Below are 20910 nucleotides of genomic sequence, written 5' to 3'. Positions count from 1 at the left end.
CACGCCGTCCGGCCTCACGCGCTGATGAAGTCCGGCCTCCGGCGTTCGATGAATGCGGCCCTGCCCTCGGCGAACTGCCGGCCGGTGAGCAGCTCGACCTGGAGGTCGGCCTCGGCCGCGAGTACGCCGTCGAGGCTCTGGTCGGGCTGGGTGAGGATGCGCCGGGTGCCGGCGACCATGGGCCCCGAGAGCTCGGACAGCCGCGAGGCCAGCTCGACCGCATGGTCGAGGGCGGTGCCGTCGTCGACGACGGCCTCGACCGCTCCGATCCGCTCGGCCTCGACCGCGTCGAAGGTGCGTACGGTCAGGAGAAGCTCGCGCGCTCTCCCCTGCCCGACGCGCCGCGGGAGCGTGTAGGCGAGCCCGGTGTCGGGGCCGAGCCCGATCTTCCCGAAGGACGTCGAGAAGGTGGCCGAGCGGCCGGCGACCACCAGGTCGCAGGCGGCTGCCAGCGCGAGGCCGAGCCCGTACGCGCCACCCTCGACCGCGGCGATGACCGGCCGGTCGCCGGTGACCAGCTGACGTACGACGGCGTTGACGACGTCGAGCCGCTGCCGGGCAACGTCGCGGTCCTGCGACATCGACCGGATGTCGCCACCCGCGGAGAACACCGAGCCCGCGCCGGTCAGGACGACGGCGCGCGCCTCGTGGTCGGCGGCCCGGAGCGCGGTGAGCAGATCCAGCCGGTCAGCGAGGTCGAGCGCGTTACGGCGCTCGGGGCGGTCGAGGGTGAGGATCCGGACGTGGCCGCGGTCCTCGACGCGGACCGCCCCGGCGCGCTGAGGATCGCTCACCCGTGGAACTCCTTCACCATCTGTTTGGCGATGATCAGCTTCTGGATCTCGCTGGTGCCCTCGTAGAGCCGGAACAGCCGCGCGTCGCGGTAGAACCGCTCGACCGGCACCTCGCGCATGTAGCCGAGGCCACCGTGGATCTGGACCGCGCGGTCGGCGATCCGGTCAACCGCCTCGGTGCAGAACAGCTTGCACAGCGACGGCGCCGTACGCCGGTCGCTGCCGTCGTCCCAGCTGCGGGCGGCCTCGAGCACCATCGCGCGACCGGCGTACGCCTCGGTCCGGCTCTCGGCGAGCATCGCCTGGATCAGCTGGAACTCGGCCAGCTTCTGGCCACCCTGGCTGTTGGTCGTGGCATGGCGCAGGCTCTCCTCGATCAGCCGGTCCGCCAGACCCACCGTCAGGGCGGCGATGTGCAGCCGGCCCTTGGCCAGCGATCGCATCGCCGCGGAGAAGCCCTCGCCCTCGACCTCGCCGACCAGGTTCTCCGCGGGCACCCGGACGCCGTCGAGGAAGATCTCCGACGTCACCGCGCCGCGCTGGCCCATCTTGTGATCCTTCGGACCGATGGTGACGCCCGGGGTGTCGGTCGGCACCACGAACACCGAGATGTTCTTCGCGCCCTCGTCGAGGTCTCCGGTGCGGGCGAACACCATCAGCAGGTCGGCCCAGATCGCGTTGGTGATGAAGCGCTTCTGCCCGTTGATGACGTACGCGTCGCCCTCACGGACCGCGCGCGTGCGCAGGCCGCTCGGGTCGGAGCCGGCCTCCGGCTCGGTGAGCGCGAACGAGGCCACCAGCTCACCGCTGGCCAGCCCGGGCAGGTACTGCTGCTTCTGCCGCTCGGTGCCGCAGTTGACCAGCACCTGGCCGGCGATGCCGTTGTTGGTGCCGAACATCGAGCGGAACGACGGCGTGGTCCAGCCGAGCTCCATCGCCAGCCGGACCTCCTCCGACATGGTGAACCCGAGACCGCCGTACCCCTCCGGGATGGCATAGCCGAACAGCCCCATGGCCGCGGCCTGCTGCCGGAGCCGGTCGGGGATCTGGTCGGTCTCCTCGATCTCGTCCTCGGCCGTGACGACCTCCTTGCGGACGAACGCGCGGACGGCGTCGAGGATCGACGTGAACTCGTCGGGCTCCATGGGTGCTGCTCCTTCGTGCGGACGGGTCGAGGGGATCAAGGCGTGGGAACGGGTACGTCGGTGGGCCGGCCGACCACGCCGCCGGCGGCCAGCCGGTCGATCGCGCCGGCATCGAGACCGAGCTCGGCGAGCACGGCATCGGTGTGGGCACCGAGCTCGGGGATCGCGCCCATCGGCAGCTCGACGTCGCGGAACGTCATCGGCGGCAGTACGCCGCGGACCGGCCCGGCTGGAGTGGCGACCTCGCGCCACCGGTCGCGACCGGCGAGCTGCGGGTGCTCGACCAGGCCGGACATGTCGTTGATCTGGGCAGCCGGGACGCCGGCGGCGGCGAGCCGGGCGTCGAGGTCGGCGGTGGCGAAGCGGCGGGTGTGCTCGGCCACGACCGCGTCGCACTCCTCGCGGTGGGCGACCCGCAGCGGGTTGGTGGCCAGCCGGGGGTGGTCGGCGAGATCGGGCCGGTCGAAGACGTCGGTGACCAGCGCGCGCCAGCCACGGTCGTTCTGGACGCCGATCAGGATCTCCCCGTCGGCTGTCGGGTAGGCGTCGTACGGTGCGATCGAGGCGTGGCTGAGCCCCATCCGCGGCACCTGGCGGCCGCCGTACATCTGCATGTACATCGGGTGCCCGAGCCACTCGACGGTCGCGTCGAACATCGACACGTCGACGATGCCGCCCATGCCGGTGCGCTCTCGGCGGAACAGGGCCGCGACGATCGCCTGGCTCGTGTAGAGGCCGGCGGCGATGTCGGAGCTGGGGACGCCGGTCTTGGTCGCCGTCTCCGGGGTGCCGGTGACGGAGATCAGCCCGGACTCGGCCTGGATCAGCATGTCGTACGCCTTGCGGTCGCGCAGCGGGCCGCCGGTGCCGTAGCCGGAGATGCCCGCCACGACGAGCCGCGGGTGCCGTTCGGCCAGCTCGTCGGCGCCGAGCCCGAGCCGCTCGGCCGCTCCGGGCGCGGCGTTCTGCAGGAACACGTCGGCGCGGGCGACCAGCCGGCGCGCGAGCTCGGCACCGTCGGGCGACTTGAGGTCGAGCGCCACCGACTCCTTGCCCCGGTTGAGCCAGACGAAGTGCGAGGCGAGGCCGTGCACCGCGTGGTCGTAGTTGCGGGCGAAGTCACCCTCGCCCACCCGCTCGAGCTTGATCACGCGGGCGCCGAGGTCCGCGAGGTGACGGGTGGCGAGCGGGGCCGCGACGGCCTGCTCGAGGGCGACCACGGTGATGCCCTCCAGCGGCAGCAGGTCGGTGGTCATGCAGAAAAGCATCCCGCGACTTCTTATGCTCGTCCAATACCTAATCATTGGAGGATTGTTCCCACTGATGCAAGAGTTGTCCCTATGGACCTGCACCATCTCGAGGCCTTCCTGGCCGTCGCCGAGGAGCTCCACTTCGGCCGGGCGGCGGAGCGGCTGCACATCGCCCAGCCGCCGCTGAGCCGCACCATCAAGCAGCTCGAGCGCGACCTCGGCGCCCAGCTGTTCGACCGCACCACCCGGAGCGTGCGGCTGACGTCGGCCGGTGAGGCGCTGGTCCGGCCCGCCCAGGAGGTGCTCGAGGGTCTGCGCACCGCGCGCCGAGCCGTTCGCTCGGCCGGTCGCGGCGAGACCGGCCGGGTCCGGATCGGGTTCGCCGGCCCTTCCTCCCACGTACTCGTGGGCCAGCTCGGCCGCATCGTCCGCGAGCAGCATCCCGGGATCGAGCTGATGCTGCAGAGCACGACGTACAACTACGAGGCGCTGCGCTCCCTGCAGGACGGCGAGCTCGACCTGGCCATCGCCCGGTGGCGGATCGAGCCGCAGGGTCTGGCGCACCGCGTGATCGCGGTCGAGCACTACGTCCTCGCCGTTCCCGCCGGTCACCGGCTCGCCGGCCGCGGCGAGGTCAGCATGGCCGAGTGCCGGGACGAGCCGTTCGTGGCGCTGCCCGCCGACCCGGGCTCCAGCGTGCGCGACGCCTTCATCGAGACGGCGTCCCAGACCGGTTTCGTGCCGAACATCGTGCAGACCGCACCAGACAGCTGGACCGCGGTCGCACTGGTGGCGGCCGGTGTCGGCATCACGTTCACGCTCGACACCGCGATCGCCAACGTCGTGCAGACCGGCATCGAGGTGGTCCGGATCACCGAGTGCGAGCGCCCCACGTTCCAGCAGCTCGCCTGGCGGCAGGAGGACCGGAGCCCCGCGCTGCACGCGGTGCTGCGTGCCTCGGAGGAGGCGCTGCCTACTCCCGAACTGCCGCCGGAGTCTTGACCAGCCCCACCTGCGATGCAGTCGCCACGTGACGCCCGGCGGCGTCGAACAGGTCACCGACGCCATGGGCTCGTCCATGCGCGATCGACGCCACCCGGCAGTCGAACTGGTGCCAGTCGGTCAGGTCTGACGCGGCATGGAAGGTCAGCGCGTGCGTCAGGCTGAGGATCCTGGCGCCGGGTACGTGTCGTGCTGATCCGAGCGCCAGGAACGACGGCTCGAGCACGCTCATGTCGGTGACATAGGCGACCATCGCGGCCTGCACGACCGGGTCGTCCGGCAGCGGACCGGTCGACCGGAGGAAGGTGGTCTGCCGGTCGCCGGGCTCGGCGGCAGCGACATACGGCGGTGCCACCGCGTGCCGGAAATGGACCGGACGCTCCAGTCGCCACCACGGCGGGATCCGCTCGTCCGAGCCGAACCGGTCGGCCAGATCCGGTAGCGTCTCCGGGTCGGGAGCCGGCCACGGCCGGGCGGCACTGTAGGACGGCAGGTCGGCACGTACGGTCGCCCATCGGGTCACCGCGCCGAAGAGCTCCTCCCCCGCCTCGTCGAGCAGCCGGCTGCGCCGGGTCGCCAGCGACGGCGCGTCGGAGACGACGCTGACCTCCCAGTGCAACGGCCGGTCCGTGGGCACCCCGCCGACGAAGTCGGCCTGCAGGCTGACGACCCGCTGGTCGGCCTGGACGACGCGGCCGGCCGCGACCAGCGCCTGGGCGAGGAGGAGGCCGCCGAAAATGCGGTCGGCGGGGTGCTCCTGCGGCTTCCCCACCCAGTGGCTGACCCGGGCCGACGGGTCGTCGGCGCAGGTCATGTCGAGCAGCTCGAGCAGCTCGTCGAGGGTCACGGCAGCACGGGTGTCAGCAGCAGGAGAGGCAGGTTCCACCCGGCTCATTGTGCCGTCGTTTGTCATCACTTTCGATATCTGTCTCGAACTATTCATACGCATCCGTCAACAGTGAGCGGCGGAAGAAGTATTGGAGTTCGGCATGCGGCTGGCGGCAGGCTGGGACCACTGACCCACCCCCGTCCGCCCTCGAGGAGCACCCATGGCCGCGCCCGACAAGGTCACCGATCTCAGCTCGGCGGTGGCCGCCCACGTACGGGACGGCATGACGGTCGCACTCGAGGGCTTCGGCCACCTGATCCCGTTCGCCGCCGGCCACGAGATCATCCGCCAGGGCCGTCGGGACCTGACGTTCTGCCGGATGACCCCCGATCTGCTGGCCGACCAGATGATCGCCGCCGGCTGCGTCTCCAAGCTCGTGGCCTCGTTCTTCGCCAGCGGCTCGGCGGGCTCCCTGCACGAGGTCCGGCGGCGGGTCGAGAACGCCGACCCGAAGCCGCTCGAGGTCGAGGAGTACAGCCACTACGGCATGGTCTGCCGCTACCAGGCCGGTGCCGCCGGGCTGCCGTTCTTCCCGCTCCGCTCGTACGCCGGCAGCGACCTCCCGAAGCTGAACCCGCTGATCCGCAAGGTCTCCGATCCCTACGGCGGACCCGACATCTACGTCGTGCCGCCGCTGCGCCCGGACGTGACGATCGTCCACGCCCAGCGCGCCGACCGCTCCGGCAACGTGCAGATGTGGGGCATCGTCGGGGCCCAGCAGGAGGCGGCGTACGCGGCCGAGACCGTGATCGTGACCGTCGAGGAGATCGTCTCCGAGGACGTGGTCCGCTCCGATCCGAACCGCACCGTGCTGCCGTCCCATGCGGTCACCGCCGTGGCGGAGTGCCCCGGCGGCGCCCATCCCTCCTACACCCAGGGCCACTACGACCGCGACAACGCCTTCTACCGGGAGTGGACGCCGATCAGCCGCGACCGTGAGGCCGTGCTCCGCTGGCTCGAGGAGTGGGTGCACGGCGTTCCCGACCGGGAGGCCTATCTCGCCAAGCTCGGAGCAGAGCGCTGGGGCGGGCTCGGCGTCGCTCCTCGCCCCGCGCAGCCCGTCGACTTCGGCCGCCGCCGGGTGGCCGCCCAGGAGGTCTCATGAGTGCGCCGCTCTCGGACGTGGCTCCGGCCAGCACCGAGTTCCTCGCCGCGGTCGCCGCCCGCCAGCTCGTCGGCAAGCACCGGGTCTTCGCGGGCGTCGGGCTGCCGACCCTCGCCGTCGACCTGGCCCGCCGCACCGTGAACCCCGACGTCGAGCTGGTCTACGAGTCCGGTGTCTGTGGCGCGCAGCCGGAGGGCCTGGCGGAGGGCATCGCCGACTCGGTGCTGGTCTCCGGCGCCGCGGCGGTGCTGAGCATGCCCGCGCTCTTCGGCTACGTGCTGCAGCGCGGCCATGTCGACGTCGGCTTCCTCGGTGCCGCCCAGGTCGACCGCTGGGGCAGCCTCAACACCAGCTTCATCGGCGACTGGGACAAGCCCACCGTCCGGCTCCCGGGTGCCGGAGGCGCCGCGGAGATCATGCCGAACGCCGGCGAGTGCATCGTCGTGCTGCGCCGCCACGACCCCGGCGCCCTTCCGGCGCAGCTCGACTTCTGCACCTCGCCGAGCCCGGTGCGCGCCTACGAGGAGGACCCCCGGATGGTGCCTCGCGGCCACGGAGTCTCGACCGTGATCACCCCGATGGCCGTGCTGCGCCGACCCGACAAGCTCGGCGAGCTCGAGATCAGCGAGGTCCACCCCGGCCTCACCATCGACGACGTCCGCGCCGCCACCGGGTGGGACATCGCCGTCGCCGATGACGTACGCGAGACCGCACGGCCGACCGTCGAGGAGGTCCGGCTGCTCCGCGACGAGATCGACACGGTGCGGCTCTACCTCCGATGAGCGCGTCCACCCTCACGTACGAACCGCGCCGGTCGGCGTACCTCGCCCTGCTCGCGTGCTCCACGCTCGGCACCCTGTCGAGCACCATCATCAGCGCGCCGATCAACGTGATCGCCCACGCGATCGGGGCCTCGCCGCGAGGGATCGTCTTCGCGGTCAGCGCCTTCACCCTGGCGATGGTCGTCTTCGCCCCGGTCTCGGGCTGGATGTGCCAGCGGTTCGGCTCCCGGCGGGTGCTCGCCGGGTCGCTGCTGCTGATGGTGGCCGCACAGGCGGGCGCGGCGTTCAGCCAGGGGCTCGGGTTCCTGGTCGTGATGCGCGCTCTGCAGGGCGTCGCCTGCTCGGCGGTACCGCCCGCGATCCAGCAGGTGCTCGGCCGGCACTGGGCCGGCAACCGGGCCCGGGTGATGGCCGCCTGGGCGGCCGCGATCGGCGTCGGCCAGGCGCTCGGGCCGCCCCTCGGCGGGCTGGTCGCCGACACCCTCGGCTGGCGCTGGGTGTTCCTCACCCACGCCTCGCTCAGCGCCGTGCTGCTGGTGCTGTGCCTGACCGTCGTGCCCGACGTGCCCGCGTCGTACGCTCCGCTCCACGTCAGCGGGATGGCCACCCTCCTGGTCGGGATCGGCGCGCTCGTCGGCGCCATCAGCTGGCTCGGGCAGCACGGCGAGATCGCGGTGGCCGCGGGGATGGCAGCCGTGGGTGTGCTCGCTCTGGCCGTGCACACCCAGCTCGGGCGCACCAGCGCCGGACCCTTCGTCCCGCCCGGCCTCCTCACCGAGCGGAGGTTCGTCGCGAGCACGATGGCCGCCGGCACCGTGATGGGCTGCCTCGGCGTGGCGATCGTCGCCACTCCCCTGCACCTGGGCCGCGACCTCGGCCTGGGCCCGGGACACATCGGCATCACCATGCTCGCGCTGGCTCTGGCGATGACGCTCGCGGCGCCGCTCTCCTCCCGGGTCACCGAGCGGTTCACCGCCCGGCGCACGCTGCGCGGCGGGCTGGTGCTCCTCGCGCTCGGCCTGCTCGCCCTGCCCCTGGCTGCGACCGCCTCCGGGCACGACACGGTCGTCGCGCTCACCGTGGCCGCTCTCGCGCTGACCGGCGCGGCCATCGGCGTCGTCCAGGCGACCTCCGCGCTCGGTCTGATGACCTCGCCGGCCGCCGCCGACGGTGTCGCGCTCGGGCTCCACAACATGCTCCGCTTCACCGGCCTCGCCGTCGGCTACTCCTGGGTCGCGATCGCCTACCCGACCGGAAACCTCTCCCTCGTCTACGGCGTCCCGGTCGCCGCTGTCGCCCTGACCTGGGCGATGGCCGGTCCCACGACCCCGTCCTCCGAGCCCTCCGCAGAAAGGGTGTTCCATGACCATCGCTGACCCCGTTCCCGACCCTGCTCCGACGGCTCCGCTCGCCGGCCTGCGGGTGGTCGAGGTGTCCAGCTTCGTCGCCACGCCGCTGTGCGGCACCACCCTGGCGCAGCTCGGCGCGGAGGTGATCCGCGTCGAGCCGCTCGAAGGTGCACCGGACCGGACCCGCTGGCCGCTCAGCGACGACGGTGCCAGCCTCTACTGGAACGGGCTCAACCCCGGCAAGAAGGCCATCGCCGTCGACTGCACCCACCCGGAGGGGCGGGCGCTGGTCGCGGACCTGGTCGTCTCGGGCGGCCCGTCGGGCGGCATCGTGGTCACCAACACCGAGCGCTGGTCGGAGCTCGGGTACGCCGCGCTGCGCGCCCGCCGCGACGACGTCATCCACGTGCTCCTCACCGGGCGCCACGACGGCGGGACGGCTGTCGACTACACCGTGCAGGCCGGCACCGGCTTCCCGCTGGTGACCGGCCCGGAGGAGCATGCGGCGCCGGTGAACGGCGTGGTGCCGGCGTGGGATCTCGCGGCGGGGCTCCACCTCGCGACCGGTCTGCTCGCCGCCGAGCGCCGGCGCGCGGTCACCGGCGAGGGCGCCGAGGTGCGGGTCGCGCTGGAGGACGTCGCCCTCGCGGCTGCCGGAAACCTCGGCTATCTCGCCGAGGCGCAGCTGCGGCCGGCAGGCGAACGGGGCTCGATCGGCAACCACGTCTACGGCACCTTCGGCCGCGACTTCACCACCGCGGACGGCGACCGCTTCATGCTGGTGGCCCTCACCCCGCGGCAGTGGTCGGACCTGCTGGGCATCACCGGCCTCGCCGAGGCGGTGGCCGCGCTGGCCCGCGCACTCGATGCCGACTTCTCCGACGAGGGCGCGCGGTTCCGGCACCGCACCGTGCTCGGCGGACTGATCGCCGCTTGGTTCGAACAGCACGACACGGCGTACGTGACGAGGGCGCTGTCGACGACCCGGATCCTGTGGTCGCCGTACCGCAGCTTCCGCGACCTCGCCGCCGACGACGCTCGGCTGCTGCGCGAGCACCCGCTGTTCTCGGCGATCACCCAGCCCGGCGTCGGCGAGCTGCTCGCCCCGGGCGCTCCGGTCACCATCGACGGACACCGGAGCGCGCCCCTTCCCGCGCCCACCGTCGGGCAGGACACCGGCGAGGTGCTCGCCGACGCCCTCGGCCTGGCCACCGAACGGCTCGACGACCTCGTCAGCCGCGGCGTCATCGGCACCCGGGAAGTGGTGGCCCGATGAGCTCCGCAGAGACCGCGCGCACCTGGCTGTTCGTCCCCGGGGACCGTCCGGAGCGGTTCGCCAAGGCCGCTGCCGCCGGCCCCGATGTGGTCGTCCTCGACCTCGAGGACGCGGTCGCCCCGGCGTCCAAGGACGCGGCCCGCGACCACGTCATCGACTGGCTCCCCCGGGCCGAGGTCACCGTCGCCGTCCGGGTCAACGCCGCCGGTTCCGCCTGGCACGACGCCGACATCGCCGCGCTGGCAGCCCTCGACAGTCCGACAACCGTGGTGCTGCCGAAGGCCGACAGCCCCGAGACCGTGGCGGCCGTCCTGGCCGCGCTCCCCGAGGGCTCCGCCGTCGTGGCGCTGGTCGAGACCGCGCTCGGCGTCGCGCGAGCCATCGACCTGGCCCGCTCCCCCGGAGTCGTACGTCTGGCCTTCGGCAGCTACGACCTGGCCGCCGAGCTCGGCGTCGATCCCGACCACGCACCCGCCCTCGCGCCCGCGCGGGGCGCCCTGGTGCTCGCCTCGGCCGTCGGCGGCCTGGCCGGGCCGATCGATGGCGTCACCGGCGACGTACACGATCACGAGCGGCTGACCGCCGACGTCACCACGGCCGCGGCCCTCGGGTTCGCCGGCAAGCTCTGCATCCACCCCGGCCAGGTGGCCCCCACCGCCGCGGCCCTGGCACCCAGCCCCGACGAGGTCGCCTGGGCCGAGCGCGTCCTGGCCGCCGCGACCGAGGACGGCGTCGCCCTCGTCGACGGCCGGATGGTCGACGCCCCCGTCGTCGCCCGCGCCCGCCGCATCGTCTCCCTCAACCGACCCACCCCAGGAGCAGCCAGATGAGCAGCCTGACCCCCGACGAGCAGGACATGGTCCGGCTCGTCGCCGACTTCGTCGACGAGCGCGTACGCCCCCGGGTCCGCGAGTTCGAGGCGGACGACATCTACCCCGAGGAGCTCATCGAGGAGATGAAGAAGCTCGGCTTCTTCGGCCTCCTGGTGCCGGCCGAGCACGGCGGCGTCGACGTGAGCACGGCCTGTTCCGCACGGGTCACCGAGGAGCTCGCCCGCGGCTGGATGAGCCTGGCCGGCGCGATCGGCGGACACTCGGTGATCAGCTACCTGGTCCGCCACTTCGGCACTCCACAGCAACAGCAGGACCACCTGCCGAGGATGGCCGACGGCAGCCTGCGCGCCACGATGGCGCTCACGGAGCCGTCCGGCGGCAGCGACCTGCAGGGGATGCGTACCTTCGCCGACACCGACGGCGACGAGCTGGTCATCACCGGCTCGAAGACCTGGATCTCCAACGCCCAGCACGCCGGCCTGATCGGGCTGCTCTGCGTCACCGACCGCTCCGCCTCGCCAGCACACCGGGGCATGAGCGTGGTGCTGGTCGAGCCCGGCGACGGGCTCACCGTCTCGGGCAAGATCCCCAAGCTCGGCTACCGCGGGGTCGAGGCCTGCGAGCTCACCTTCGACAGGATGCGGGTGCCGGCGACCGCGGTGCTCGGCGGCACACCCCACCTCGGCTGGGGACACATGATGCGCGGCCTCGAGGTCGGCCGGATCCAGGTCGCCGCCCGCGCCGTCGGGGTAGGCCAGGCCGCGCTCGACGACGCGCTCTCCTACGCCCAGACCCGGGAGAGCTTCGGCAAGCCCATCTGGAAGCACCAGTCGGTCGGCAACCTGCTCGCCGAGATGGGCACCAAGATGCGAGCCGCCCGGCTGATGACCCTCGACGCGGCCGAGCGCCTCGACGCCGGCGACCGCGCCGACATGGAGGCCGGGATGGCCAAGCTCTTCGCCTCGGAGGCGGCCATGCAGGTCGCCCTCGACGCGGTGCGGGTGCACGGCGGCTACGGCTACTCCAAGGAGTACGACGTGGAGCGCTACTTCCGCGACGCCCCGCTGATGATCGTCGGCGAGGGCACCAACGAGATCCAGCGCAACGTGATCGCCGCCCAGCTGGTGGCGCGCAACCGGAAGGGAACCAACTGACATGGCACTTCTCGACAACAAGACCGCGGTGATCACCGGCGGGGCGCAGGGCATCGGACGCGCGGTGGCGGAGCGCTTCGTGGCGGAGGGGGCACGGGTGGTGATCGCCGATCTCGACGGCGCCGCGGCCGAGGCTGCAGCCAAGGAGCTGGGCCCGGACGTCGCCACCGGCGTGGCCTGCGACGTGGTGAACGGCGAGGACGTCGAGCGCGCGCTGGAGACCGCGGTCTCGACGTACGGCTCGCTCGACATCGTCGTCAACAACGCCGGCATCACCCGCGACGCGACGATGCGGAAGATGACCGAGGACCAGTTCGACCAGGTCATCGCGGTGCACCTCAAGGGCTGCTGGCACGGCACCCGGCTCGCCGCCGCCCGGATGCGCGAGCAGAAGTCCGGCGCGATCGTGAACATCTCCTCGATCTCCGGCAAGGTCGGCATGGTCGGGCAGACCAACTACTCGGCCGCGAAGGCCGGCATCGTCGGGTTGACCAAGGCCGCGGCCAAGGAGATGGCCCACCACGGGGTCCGCGTCAACGCGATCCAGCCGGGGCTGATCCGCTCGGCGATGACCGAGGCGATGCCGCAGCGGATCTGGGACGAGAAGATGGCCGAGATCCCGATGGGTCGCGCCGGTGAGCCGGCCGAGATCGCGAACGTAGCGCTCTTCTACGCCTCCTCGCTCTCCTCCTACATGACCGGCACGGTCGCCGAGGTGACCGGCGGAAGGTACATGTGAGCTGGCGGCCGCACCGGGTGAGGTCGACCGAGACCCTGGACGCGGGTCCGGTCGCCGCCCTCGGCGCGCTCCTCGACAGCGGTGCTCGGGTGCCGGCCGCCGGGGACGTACTCCCGCCGCTGTGGCACTGGGTCGCGCTCCCGCGGTGGCCGGCGTCGTCGGTGATCGGAGTCGACGGCCATCCGCGCCGCGGTGACTTCCTGCCGCCGATCGACCTGCCCCGGCGGATGTTCGCCGGCGGCGAGGTGACGTTCCACGGCGACCTCCGCGTCGGCACCGAGGCCGTCCGTGAGTCCGAGGTCGTCTCCGTCGAGGAGAAGGACGGCCGCAGCGGCCGGTTGGCGATCGTCAAGGTGCTCACCCACCTGGTCGACGCCGAGCGCGACGACCTCCTCCTCGAGGAGCGGCAGGACCTGATCTACCGCGACGCAGCGCCGACGCCCACGTCGTTCCCGGATCCCGAACCAGCCTCGGCGATCGCGCCGGCCGGCCCGCCGCTGGTGGCCGAGGACGACGGCTGGCGGTTCGTCACCGACCCGACCCTGCTCATGCGGTTCAGCGCGGCGACGGCCAACCCGCACCGGATCCACTACGACTGGCCCTACGCCACCCGGATCGAGGGCTATCCCGGGCTGGTCGTGCACGGCCCGCTGTCGACCCTGGTGCTCGCCGAGGCCCTTCGGCTGGCCCACCCCGACCGCGCCGTACGCCGCCTGACGCACCGCAACACCGCTCCCCTCTTCTGCGGCGACCCTGCCCAGGTCCTGGTCGACCGCCCCGCTCCCGACACCCCGCCCGACTCTGTCGAGGTCGCGCTGCGGCGCCCCGACGGCACCGCGCTGGCCGGCCTGACCGCAGAGCTGGCCACCCTCACCCCTGAAAGGCACCAACCATGAGTGACACCGCCCGCGACGTGGTCATCTGCGACCCCGTCCGCACCCCGATCGGCCGCTACGGCGGCGTCTTCAAGGACCTGAGCCCGGTCGACCTCGGTGTCACCGCGCTGCAGGGCCTGCTCACCCGCACCGGCATCGACCCGGAGCGGATCGACGACGTCATCCTCGGCCACTGCTACCCCAACGCCGAGGCACCGGCGATCGGCCGCGTGGTCGGGCTCGACGCCGGGCTCCCGGTCACGGTCGGCGGTCAGCAGGTCGACCGACGCTGCGGCTCCGGGCTGCAGGCCGTCGCCAACGCGGTGATGCAGGTGGCCTCCGGAACCAGCGGGATCGTGGTCGCAGGCGGCGCGGAGTCGATGAGCAACGTCGCCTTCTACTCCCTCGACATGCGCTGGGGCGGGGCGCGCACCGGCGTGCAGATCCACGACGGCCTCACCCGTGGCCGCCAGACCCCGGGCGGCCGGTTCCACCCGGTGCCCGGCGGCATGCTCGAGACCGCCGAGAACCTGCGCCGGGAGTACGCCATCGGCCGCGAGGAGCAGGACCGGCTCGCCGCCAGCTCCCACCAGCGCGCGGTCGCCGCCCAGCAGAGCGGCGTCTTCGCCGAGGAGATCGTGCCGGTCACCGTGCCCTCGCGGAAGGGCGACGTCGTCGTCGACACCGACGAGCACCCCCGCGCCGACACCACGATGGAGTCGCTCGCGAAGCTGCGGCCGATCCTCGGCTCCTCCGACCCCGAGGCGACCGTCACCGCCGGCAACGCCAGCGGCCAGAACGACGCCGCCGCCATGTGTCTGGTCACGACCGCCGAGCTCGCCGAGAGCCTCGGCCTGCGACCGCTGGTCCGGCTCGTGTCCTGGGCCGCCGCCGGCGTACGTCCTGACGTGATGGGCATCGGCCCCGTCCCCGCCACGGAGGCGGCCCTCGCCAAGGCCGGTCTGACCCTGGCCGACATCGACGTGATCGAGCTCAACGAGGCCTTCGCCGCCCAGGCGCTGGCGGTGATGCGCGAGTGGAAGTTCACCGACGAGGACCTCGAGCGCACCAACGTCCACGGCTCCGGCATTTCGCTGGGCCACCCGGTCGGCGCAACCGGTGTACGGATGCTCGGCACGCTCGCCCGCGAGCTGCACCACCGCGAGGCCCGCTATGGCCTCGAGACCATGTGCATCGGCGGCGGCCAGGGCCTCGCCGCCGTCTTCGAGCGGGTGGTCTGATGCGTACGTTCACCTCGATCGCGGCGATCGAGACAGCGGTCGGCGAAGAGCTCGGCACCACGGACTGGGTGCAGATCACCCAGGAACGCGTGGACCGGTTCGCGGAGCTCAGCGGCGACCAGCAGTGGATCCACGTCGACGTCGAGCGGGCCACCACCTCGTCCTTCGGCGGCACCATCGCGCACGGCTACCTCACGCTGTCGATGCTGCCGGCCTTCGCCGCCGAGCTCTACACGATCGATACCGGCTCCGCTCGGCTCAACTACGGCCTCGAGAAGGTGCGGTTCCCCGCCCCCGTCAAGGTCGGCACGAAGATCCGGGCCACGCCGCGGATCAAGGAGGTCCGGCCGGTCCCGGCCGGGACCCAGGTGCTGGTCGCCTGGACCGTCGAGGCCGAGGGCACCGAGCGACCGGTCTGCGTCGCGGAGAGCATCACGCTGGTCCTGCCCTGACGCCTCACGAGTGCCGCCGATCTTCCCGCCGGGAGATCGGCGGCCTTGGCATGCCCGGAGCGTCATTGGGCTCACGAGTGATATCAATGCCATCTAGATTTGGTGTTGGACGTGCAATGGCGCGGGTTTCTAGTGTGAACGCGGTCACACAGCATTCCGGTGCGTGACGACACACAACCCCCGGAGGAGCAGTCCCCATGACCCAGTCAACGCGCGTCCCCGACGAACGGATGGCCCGCAAGGCGGGCATCGCCGCCTTCGTCGGCACCACCATCGAGTGGTACGACTTCTACATCTACGGCACCGCGTCCGCTCTGGTCTTCGGGCCACTGTTCTTCAGCAACGCCGAGCCCGCGGTCGCGACCCTGCTCTCCTTCGCGACGTTCGCCGTGGGCTTCCTGACCCGGCCGCTCGGCGGCGTGGTCTTCGGCCACCTCGGTGACCGGATCGGCCGCAAGCGCTCCTTGATCCTGACGTTGCTGCTGATGGGTGTCACCACGGTCGGCGTCGGCCTGCTGCCGACGCACGCGGCCATCGGCGCCGCCGCGCCGGTGCTGCTGATCGTGCTCCGGCTGCTGCAGGGCCTCGCGGTGGGCGGCGAGTGGGGCGGCGCGGTGCTGATCGCGACCGAGCACACCCGTCCCGACCGTGGCTTCCTGTTCGGCGCCTTCGCCCAGCAGGGCTCCCCCGCCGGCCGGATCCTGGCCACGCTCAGCTTCCTCGCCGTCACCGGCCTGCTCCCCGACGACGCCCTTCTCGAATGGGCCTGGCGACTGCCGTTCCTGGCGTCGGCCGCGCTGGTCGTGGTCGGGCTCGTGATCAGGCTCAGCCTCGAGGAGTCCCCGGCGATGAAGGACCTCCAGGAGCGCAACGAGGTCGTCCGGGTCCCGGTGATCGAGCTGTTCCGCAGCAACTCCCGTGAGCTGACCCTCGGCGTCTTCGGCATCCTGTGCGTCTTCGTGGTCGTCTACGCCCGCGACACCTTCGCGCTCTCCTGGGCCACCACGTACCTCGGCTTCGAGAAGGACTCCTTCCTCACCATCATCCTGATCGCCAGCGTCGTGCAGTTCTTCGTGCAGCCGTTCGGCGCGGTGCTCGCCACCCGCTGGAACCCGCGCACCCTGGTCACCGTCCTGCTCGCCCTCGAGATTCCCGCGCTCGCGCTGATGTTCGTGCTGATGAGCACCGGGAACTGGACGCTCGCGATGATCGGCGCGGTGATGGCCACGATCCCCGACGTGATGTTCTACGCGGTCATGGCGGGCATGCTCGCCCAGGCCTTCCCGGCCCGGGTCCGCTACACCGGCATCTCGGTGACGTACGGCCTCTCCGGTGCGCTGTGCGGGACCACGCCGATGATCCTGCAGTGGCTGCTCGACACATCCGGCAGCATCGTCGTACCTGTCGCCTTCGGGGTCGTGACCACCGTGATCTCGCTGGTGTGCTCCCGTGCGCTGCTCGGCCGGGGCGCCGCCGAGAGCGAGACCACCGACGATGCCACGACGGTGACCGCGGGACGCTGAGACACGGTCACTACCGGATCGTCACCTGGCGGCGCCCAGCGAGCTACGTGCGAGCTGGGCGACGCGCTGGTTGCTGATCCCGGTCTCCGCCGCGATCCGGCCGAACGACCAGCCGCGCCGCCGCAACAGCCGTACGGCCCGCGCGCTCTCGTCGTTCAGATCCGCGAGATGCCGGTCGACCTGGCAGCGCTGGTTCTCGAGGTCACGGAGCGTCGCGGCCGGGTCGTCCGGCAGATCGGCGATGGCCCGGCGGGTCGGCGATCCACCCGTCGCCAGCGCGTCGGGCGGGTTGAACGCCCACAGCGTGTAGTCGTCGGCCCACCGGATGAACCGGGCCATGCGGCTCTCGCGGTGGAATCTGTTCGGGACGTCGACGTGTCCCGCGGGACGTGTCGCCTCAGCTGCCATCTCCGGCTCCTTCACATGGTCGGGAACAGGTGGGGGAAGGTCCTCGGTATCCATAGTCCGAGGCCGGGATGACCGAGCCGTTGAGGTTCGGTAACGGGCAGGTAAGGGCCATGGGAGAGGACCAGATCCCTCCGGGAGCCCGAGCACCCGGATACCCGATCTTCGGCATGCGCAAGTACCCCGAGCGGGATAACGATCGAGTAACGAGGAATGAGCATCGAACCCCCAGCCGATGCCCCTCCCCCGCGGAAGACACCATCCGTCCAGGCCGCAGCCGCGCGCGCCGACGGAGCCCCGCATCTGGGAAGCGGGCCCCGCCCTCCCACGTTGACAGCGACCGCGAGGTCTCTGAAAGGGGACACGCCATGCGCTCGACACCGAGCCCGCTCATGCCTCGCGCCACCAAGCCGAGGCTCTTCAAGAGGTTGGCGGCGCTGAGCGCCACCGCCCTCGTCGCCACGACGCTCGTCGCCTCCGGTGCCGCTGCGTCTCATCCCGAGGCCAGCCTCGCCGGCAGCAACTTCGAGATCGACGTCGACGCCAACCTCAAGGTCGACGACCCGGCCCCCTCGCTCGACTGGGCCAACGTCACCGAGACCCGGGCCACCGACAAGGTCAACGGCACCGGCGACAACTCCTACGCCGGAGGTGTCAAGGAGGACACCTCCTGTCCCGGTGAGGTGACCGACTCGATCCCGCCGAACAAGAGCGACCTGCTGAGCTTCCACGTCTACCGGGAAGCCGGCACCGGAACGCACCCCGGCTTCCTGAACCTCGCCTGGAGCCGGGTGAGCGACCCGAGCGGCACCACGCTGATGGACTTCGAGTTCAACCAGTCCAGCACCAAGTGCGCCTCCGGGCCCAACGTCGTCCGCACCGCCGGCGACCTGCTCATCGAGTACGCCATCGATCAGGGCGGCTCCCGCGCGGACATCTCCGCACGCCGATGGACCGGCACGGCCTGGGGTCCCACCACCGACCTGGACGTCCCGTCCGCCATCTGTGGTGGCGCTCCGTGCGCGGCCGGCACCATCAACTCCTCGACCATCCCGGCCGCGGACTCCGATGGGCTGATCGCCTCCGGCTCGAAGCAGGCGCGGACCTTCGGTGAGGCTCAGCTCGACCTGCGGCTCCTGTTCCAGCCCAACAAGTGCACATCGTTCGGCAGCGCGATGCTGAAGAGCCGCTCCTCGGACTCCTTCACCTCGCAGCTGAAGGACTTCGTGGCACCCGTCGGCATCAACCTGCAGAACTGTGGCCAGGTGATCATCCGCAAGCAGACGCTCCCGGACGAGGACCCCAACGCCACCGACTTCGGCTACACCAAGGCGTTCAGCACCGACCCCACCTCCGCGAACACGTTCACGCTTCGAGATGACGGGGTGAAGGACTACGGCAAGACCGTGCTCTTCGGCTCCGGCTACACGGTCGTCGAGGACGTGATCCCGTCCGACTGGAGCTTCGTCAGCGTGAACTGCGATGCCAGCACCGGAGTCACGCCGAGCATCACCGGCGCGACGGTGACCTTCGCGATCAACGAGGACACCGACGTACTCGACTGCACCTACACCAACGAGCTCCAGCTCGGAGCGCTGAAGATCCTGAAGAACAGCACGAAGGGCGGAGCGGTCACCAACCCCGGAGCGGTCTTCTCCTACGACGGCACCAGCGTCACCGACAACGGCACCGGCGACCAGGATCCCGATGTCGGCGAGGTCTGCGTATCGGGCCTCTCCCTCGGGGACTACGACGTGACCGAGACGTCGCCGCCTCCCGGCTACGCCGACGCCCCCGGCGGCGCACAGACCGTCACCGTCGTCAGCGGGACGAACTGCACCGACAACCAGCCGACAGGTGCGGCGGTCGCGACGTTCACCAACGCGCCGCTCGCCGACATCCAGGTCAACTTCCGTGACGGCGGTTCGGGCGAGACCAGCCTGACGTCGATGACCTGCGAGAACACCGGCGTCGCGCCGGACACCGGCACCGCCACCGGTTGGGACGACACGATCACCCATGAGGGCATCGCGATCGACCCGTCACCCCGGACGGTCACCTGCACCATCGTGATCGATCCCTGATCCCCCACATCCACCCCGACCGCGGGGCCGCCCGGTTCACCGGGCGGCCCCGTCGGGCACCCCGCCGGCGCAGCGGCAACATCACCGAAACCCATGGCGACTAGCGTGCAATCATGACGCGGGTGATCGAGCAACAGTCTCGGGTGATCCACGGATACAGGCGCGCGTTCCGCATCGGCGGTGACGGCTCCGCGATCATGCTCATCCACGGGATCGGTGACAGCTCGCGGACGTGGGAGGACGTCCTGCCGATGTTCGCCCAGAACCATCTGGTCATCGCGCCCGACCTGCTCGGTCACGGCGACTCCGACAAGCCCCGCGCCGACTACTCGATCGGTGGGTTCGCCAACGGCATGCGCGACCTGCTCTCCGTGCTGGACGTGGAGCGGGTCACCCTCGTCGGCCATTCGCTCGGCGGCGGTGTGGCGATGCAGCTGGCCTACCAGTACCCGCAGCTCGTCGAGCGGATCGTGCTGGTCTCCAACGGCGGCTCCGGACGCGGTGTCTCGACCTGGCTGCGACTCGCGACCCTGCCGATGGCGCCAGAGCTGCTCAAGCTGCTGCGGCTGCCGATCTCGCGGATCGGGCTGTCCGCCTCCCTCGGCCTGCTACGTCGCTTCGATCACGATCTCGGCGTCGATGCGCCGGATCTGACCAGGATCGTCGACGCGTTCCCGGACAACCAGTCCCGTCAGGCGTTCGCCCGGACCCTGCGCGCCGTGGTCGACTGGCGCGGCCAGGTCGTCACGATGCTCGATCGCTCCTACCTGGCCTCGAACATTCCGCTGCTGATGATCTGGGGCGACCGCGACGGCGTCATCCCCTACCGCCACGCCGAGCAGGCGCAGGCGGCGATGCCGCAGGCCATGCTCGAGGTGTTCGAGGGCGCCGGCCACTTCCCGTTCCGCTCCGACCCGGGGCGCTTCGTGATGGCCGTCGAACAGTTCATCCGGAGCACCAAGCCGGCGATCTGGGATCAGCACGGATGGCAGACGCGGCTGCGCAACGGCCCCGAACCCGAAGACGATCTTCATACGTGGACGGGCATCTGACCCGCGCATTACCCTGCGGACATGAACGACGCTGCCGCGCCCGATGCCGCCACCGGAGGGGTTCGCGAGGTGAAGTCCGCCGCCCGCACGGTGGAGATCCTCGAGTTCCTCGCCGCGCGCCAGAACCGCCCGGTGCGGCTGCGCGAGCTGAGCGAGGCGCTCGGGGTTCCCCGCAGCAGCCTGCACGCCCTGCTCCGTACGCTCGCCAAGCACGGCTGGGTACGCAGCGATGCGACCGGCACGCTCTACGGCATCGGCATCCGGGCCCTGCTGGCCGGCACCAGCTACCTCGACACCGACCCCTACCTGCCCCAGGTGACCCCGTTCCTCGTCGAGCTCCGCGAGCAGCTCGACGAGACCTTCCACTTCGGGCGTCTCGACGGCACCGACGTGGTCTACCTCGCCACCCGCGAGTCGTCGCAGTACCTCCGCCCCTACAGCCGCGTCGGCCGCAGGCTCCCGGCCTACTCCACGTCGCTGGGCAAAGCGGTCCTGGCCGCGCAGCCCGAGGACGAGGTCGCCGACCATCTGCCGGCCGAGCTCGCACCGCTCACGCCGCACACGTTCACCGACCGGGGCGCACTGGCCGCCGAGCTCGAGGCGACCCGCCGGCGCGGCTACGCGATCGACAACGAGGAGAACACCCTCGGCCTGCGCTGCATCGCCGTCGCCCTGCACTACGACGAGCCGGTCACCGACGCGATCAGCGCCTCCATCCCGATCGCCCGGCTCACCCCCGAGCGGGAGGCCGAGGTCATCGCCGCGCTGCGCCAGGCAGCGGACCGGATCGTCCGCGTCGTCGGCCCGATCCGCAACTCCCTCACGTGGGCCTGAGCCGCGACCAATCCCGAGAGCGTCCGCGGCCGGCGCCAGCTTGGACTTCTCTGGCAATTCCTGCACTTCTCTGGCGTTGCAATGCCCGAGAAGTGCAGGAATACCCGGTTAACCGGGTACTCCTGC

20 protein-coding genes are annotated in these 20910 nt (G+C 71.4%); 15 read left to right on the top strand and 5 right to left on the bottom strand.

Annotated features, from left to right (window positions below; all coding sequences use genetic code 11):
- Positions 1 to 14: 14 nt before the first annotated feature.
- Genes ABTX24_RS05800 through ABTX24_RS05790 form a run of 3 tightly spaced genes read right to left on the bottom strand, consistent with a single transcriptional unit; the run spans position 15 to position 3195 of the window.
- The gene (locus ABTX24_RS05800) at positions 15 to 794 is read right to left on the bottom strand and encodes an enoyl-CoA hydratase/isomerase family protein (protein WP_160027994.1); all 780 of its coding nucleotides are present in this window, start codon (positions 792 to 794) and stop codon (positions 15 to 17) included.
- Positions 791 to 1939, bottom strand: a complete 1149-nt coding sequence (locus ABTX24_RS05795) for an acyl-CoA dehydrogenase family protein (protein ID WP_350838059.1) — start codon at positions 1937 to 1939, stop codon at positions 791 to 793. The genes ABTX24_RS05800 and ABTX24_RS05795 overlap by 4 nt, the downstream gene beginning before the upstream one ends.
- 35 nt (positions 1940 to 1974) lie before the next feature.
- Positions 1975 to 3195 (bottom strand): CaiB/BaiF CoA transferase family protein, encoded by a 1221-nt coding sequence (locus ABTX24_RS05790; protein WP_350838057.1) that lies wholly within the window; start codon positions 3193 to 3195, stop codon positions 1975 to 1977.
- Positions 3196 to 3279: 84 nt separating this feature from the next.
- On the opposite strand from ABTX24_RS05790, the gene ABTX24_RS05785 reads away from it, so the two are divergent.
- Positions 3280 to 4191, top strand: coding sequence for a LysR family transcriptional regulator (locus tag ABTX24_RS05785; RefSeq protein ID WP_350838056.1), 912 nt, complete (start codon positions 3280 to 3282; stop codon positions 4189 to 4191).
- On the opposite strand, the gene ABTX24_RS05780 is transcribed toward ABTX24_RS05785, so the two are convergent.
- Complete coding sequence (locus ABTX24_RS05780; RefSeq protein WP_350838054.1) at positions 4163 to 5077, bottom strand: acyl-CoA thioesterase; 915 nt, start codon at positions 5075 to 5077, stop codon at positions 4163 to 4165. The two genes, ABTX24_RS05785 and ABTX24_RS05780, sit on opposite strands and share 29 nt — an antisense overlap.
- 163 nt (positions 5078 to 5240) lie before the next feature.
- Between ABTX24_RS05780 and ABTX24_RS05775 the strand changes: the two genes are divergently transcribed.
- From ABTX24_RS05775 to ABTX24_RS05725, 11 genes are all read left to right on the top strand, one after another.
- Positions 5241 to 6185, top strand: coding sequence for a CoA transferase subunit A (locus tag ABTX24_RS05775; protein ID WP_350838052.1), 945 nt, complete (start codon positions 5241 to 5243; stop codon positions 6183 to 6185).
- Positions 6182 to 6967: a CoA-transferase subunit beta gene (locus tag ABTX24_RS05770; RefSeq protein WP_350838050.1), complete on the top strand. Its 786-nt coding sequence runs from the start codon at positions 6182 to 6184 to the stop codon at positions 6965 to 6967. Before ABTX24_RS05775 ends, ABTX24_RS05770 begins: the two co-directional genes overlap by 4 nt.
- A complete protein-coding gene (locus tag ABTX24_RS05765) occupies positions 6964 to 8343 on the top strand; it encodes an MFS transporter (RefSeq protein ID WP_350838048.1) in 1380 nt (459 codons plus the stop codon). The genes ABTX24_RS05770 and ABTX24_RS05765 overlap by 4 nt, the downstream gene beginning before the upstream one ends.
- Entirely contained in the window at positions 8330 to 9592 is a 1263-nt protein-coding gene (locus ABTX24_RS05760) for a CoA transferase (RefSeq protein WP_350838047.1), read from the top strand. Before ABTX24_RS05765 ends, ABTX24_RS05760 begins: the two co-directional genes overlap by 14 nt.
- Complete coding sequence (locus ABTX24_RS05755; RefSeq protein ID WP_350838045.1) at positions 9589 to 10422, top strand: HpcH/HpaI aldolase/citrate lyase family protein; 834 nt, start codon at positions 9589 to 9591, stop codon at positions 10420 to 10422. The genes ABTX24_RS05760 and ABTX24_RS05755 overlap by 4 nt, the downstream gene beginning before the upstream one ends.
- Positions 10419 to 11579: an acyl-CoA dehydrogenase family protein gene (locus ABTX24_RS05750; protein ID WP_350838043.1), complete on the top strand. Its 1161-nt coding sequence runs from the start codon at positions 10419 to 10421 to the stop codon at positions 11577 to 11579. The genes ABTX24_RS05755 and ABTX24_RS05750 overlap by 4 nt, the downstream gene beginning before the upstream one ends.
- Before the next feature lies 1 nt (position 11580).
- A complete protein-coding gene (fabG, locus tag ABTX24_RS05745) occupies positions 11581 to 12318 on the top strand; it encodes a 3-oxoacyl-ACP reductase FabG (RefSeq protein ID WP_350838041.1) in 738 nt (245 codons plus the stop codon).
- Positions 12315 to 13214, top strand: coding sequence for an HTD2 family dehydratase (locus tag ABTX24_RS05740; RefSeq protein WP_350838039.1), 900 nt, complete (start codon positions 12315 to 12317; stop codon positions 13212 to 13214). Before fabG ends, ABTX24_RS05740 begins: the two co-directional genes overlap by 4 nt.
- The gene (locus ABTX24_RS05735) at positions 13211 to 14434 is read left to right on the top strand and encodes an acetyl-CoA C-acetyltransferase (protein ID WP_350838037.1); all 1224 of its coding nucleotides are present in this window, start codon (positions 13211 to 13213) and stop codon (positions 14432 to 14434) included. The genes ABTX24_RS05740 and ABTX24_RS05735 overlap by 4 nt, the downstream gene beginning before the upstream one ends.
- The gene (locus tag ABTX24_RS05730; RefSeq protein WP_160027968.1) at positions 14434 to 14886 is read left to right on the top strand and encodes a MaoC family dehydratase; all 453 of its coding nucleotides are present in this window, start codon (positions 14434 to 14436) and stop codon (positions 14884 to 14886) included. Before ABTX24_RS05735 ends, ABTX24_RS05730 begins: the two co-directional genes overlap by 1 nt.
- A gap of 197 nt (positions 14887 to 15083) precedes the next feature.
- The gene (locus ABTX24_RS05725) at positions 15084 to 16409 is read left to right on the top strand and encodes an MFS transporter (RefSeq protein ID WP_350838035.1); all 1326 of its coding nucleotides are present in this window, start codon (positions 15084 to 15086) and stop codon (positions 16407 to 16409) included.
- A 21-nt stretch (positions 16410 to 16430) separates the two neighbouring features.
- Here ABTX24_RS05725 and ABTX24_RS05720 read toward each other — a convergent pair whose 3' ends face one another.
- On the bottom strand, positions 16431 to 16817 hold the full coding sequence (locus tag ABTX24_RS05720; RefSeq protein ID WP_160027966.1) for a hypothetical protein: 387 nt from the start codon (positions 16815 to 16817) through the stop codon (positions 16431 to 16433).
- A 365-nt stretch (positions 16818 to 17182) separates the two neighbouring features.
- On the opposite strand from ABTX24_RS05720, the gene ABTX24_RS05715 reads away from it, so the two are divergent.
- The 3 genes from ABTX24_RS05715 to ABTX24_RS05705 all read left to right on the top strand — a co-directional run bounded on the left by ABTX24_RS05715 (position 17183) and on the right by ABTX24_RS05705 (position 20784).
- Positions 17183 to 18898, top strand: coding sequence for an MSCRAMM family protein (locus ABTX24_RS05715; RefSeq protein ID WP_350838033.1), 1716 nt, complete (start codon positions 17183 to 17185; stop codon positions 18896 to 18898).
- A gap of 113 nt (positions 18899 to 19011) precedes the next feature.
- Entirely contained in the window at positions 19012 to 19950 is a 939-nt protein-coding gene (locus tag ABTX24_RS05710) for an alpha/beta fold hydrolase (RefSeq protein ID WP_160027962.1), read from the top strand.
- 21 nt (positions 19951 to 19971) lie between these two features.
- A complete protein-coding gene (locus ABTX24_RS05705) occupies positions 19972 to 20784 on the top strand; it encodes an IclR family transcriptional regulator (protein WP_160027960.1) in 813 nt (270 codons plus the stop codon).
- The last annotated feature ends 126 nt before the right edge of the window (positions 20785 to 20910 follow it).

Source organism: Nocardioides sp. NPDC127514, from assembly GCF_040302125.1.
Classification (GTDB): Bacteria; Actinomycetota; Actinomycetes; order Propionibacteriales; family Nocardioidaceae; genus Nocardioides.
Note: the sequence above shows the minus strand (reverse complement) of the source record. Positions and strands in the feature narration are given on the sequence as shown.

Bases quoted from the DNA above. Each gene is read 5' to 3' on its own strand.
- ABTX24_RS05755 (WP_350838045.1), top strand. From the start codon at position 9,589: ATGAGCTCCGCAGAGACCGCGCGCACCTGGCTGTTCGTCCCCGGGGAC.
- ABTX24_RS05785 (WP_350838056.1), top strand. From the start codon at position 3,280: ATGGACCTGCACCATCTCGAGGCCTTCCTGGCCGTCGCCGAGGAGCTC.
- ABTX24_RS05790 (WP_350838057.1), bottom strand. From the start codon at position 3,195: ATGACCACCGACCTGCTGCCGCTGGAGGGCATCACCGTGGTCGCCCTC.
- ABTX24_RS05765 (WP_350838048.1), top strand. From the start codon at position 6,964: ATGAGCGCGTCCACCCTCACGTACGAACCGCGCCGGTCGGCGTACCTC.
- ABTX24_RS05720 (WP_160027966.1), bottom strand. From the start codon at position 16,817: ATGGCAGCTGAGGCGACACGTCCCGCGGGACACGTCGACGTCCCGAAC.
- ABTX24_RS05795 (WP_350838059.1), bottom strand. From the start codon at position 1,939: ATGGAGCCCGACGAGTTCACGTCGATCCTCGACGCCGTCCGCGCGTTC.
- ABTX24_RS05750 (WP_350838043.1), top strand. From the start codon at position 10,419: ATGAGCAGCCTGACCCCCGACGAGCAGGACATGGTCCGGCTCGTCGCC.
- ABTX24_RS05725 (WP_350838035.1), top strand. From the start codon at position 15,084: ATGACCCAGTCAACGCGCGTCCCCGACGAACGGATGGCCCGCAAGGCG.
- ABTX24_RS05710 (WP_160027962.1), top strand. From the start codon at position 19,012: ATGACGCGGGTGATCGAGCAACAGTCTCGGGTGATCCACGGATACAGG.
- ABTX24_RS05775 (WP_350838052.1), top strand. From the start codon at position 5,241: ATGGCCGCGCCCGACAAGGTCACCGATCTCAGCTCGGCGGTGGCCGCC.
- ABTX24_RS05760 (WP_350838047.1), top strand. From the start codon at position 8,330: ATGACCATCGCTGACCCCGTTCCCGACCCTGCTCCGACGGCTCCGCTC.
- ABTX24_RS05770 (WP_350838050.1), top strand. From the start codon at position 6,182: ATGAGTGCGCCGCTCTCGGACGTGGCTCCGGCCAGCACCGAGTTCCTC.
- ABTX24_RS05735 (WP_350838037.1), top strand. From the start codon at position 13,211: ATGAGTGACACCGCCCGCGACGTGGTCATCTGCGACCCCGTCCGCACC.
- fabG (WP_350838041.1), top strand. From the start codon at position 11,581: ATGGCACTTCTCGACAACAAGACCGCGGTGATCACCGGCGGGGCGCAG.
- ABTX24_RS05715 (WP_350838033.1), top strand. From the start codon at position 17,183: ATGCGCTCGACACCGAGCCCGCTCATGCCTCGCGCCACCAAGCCGAGG.
- ABTX24_RS05705 (WP_160027960.1), top strand. From the start codon at position 19,972: ATGAACGACGCTGCCGCGCCCGATGCCGCCACCGGAGGGGTTCGCGAG.
- ABTX24_RS05730 (WP_160027968.1), top strand. From the start codon at position 14,434: ATGCGTACGTTCACCTCGATCGCGGCGATCGAGACAGCGGTCGGCGAA.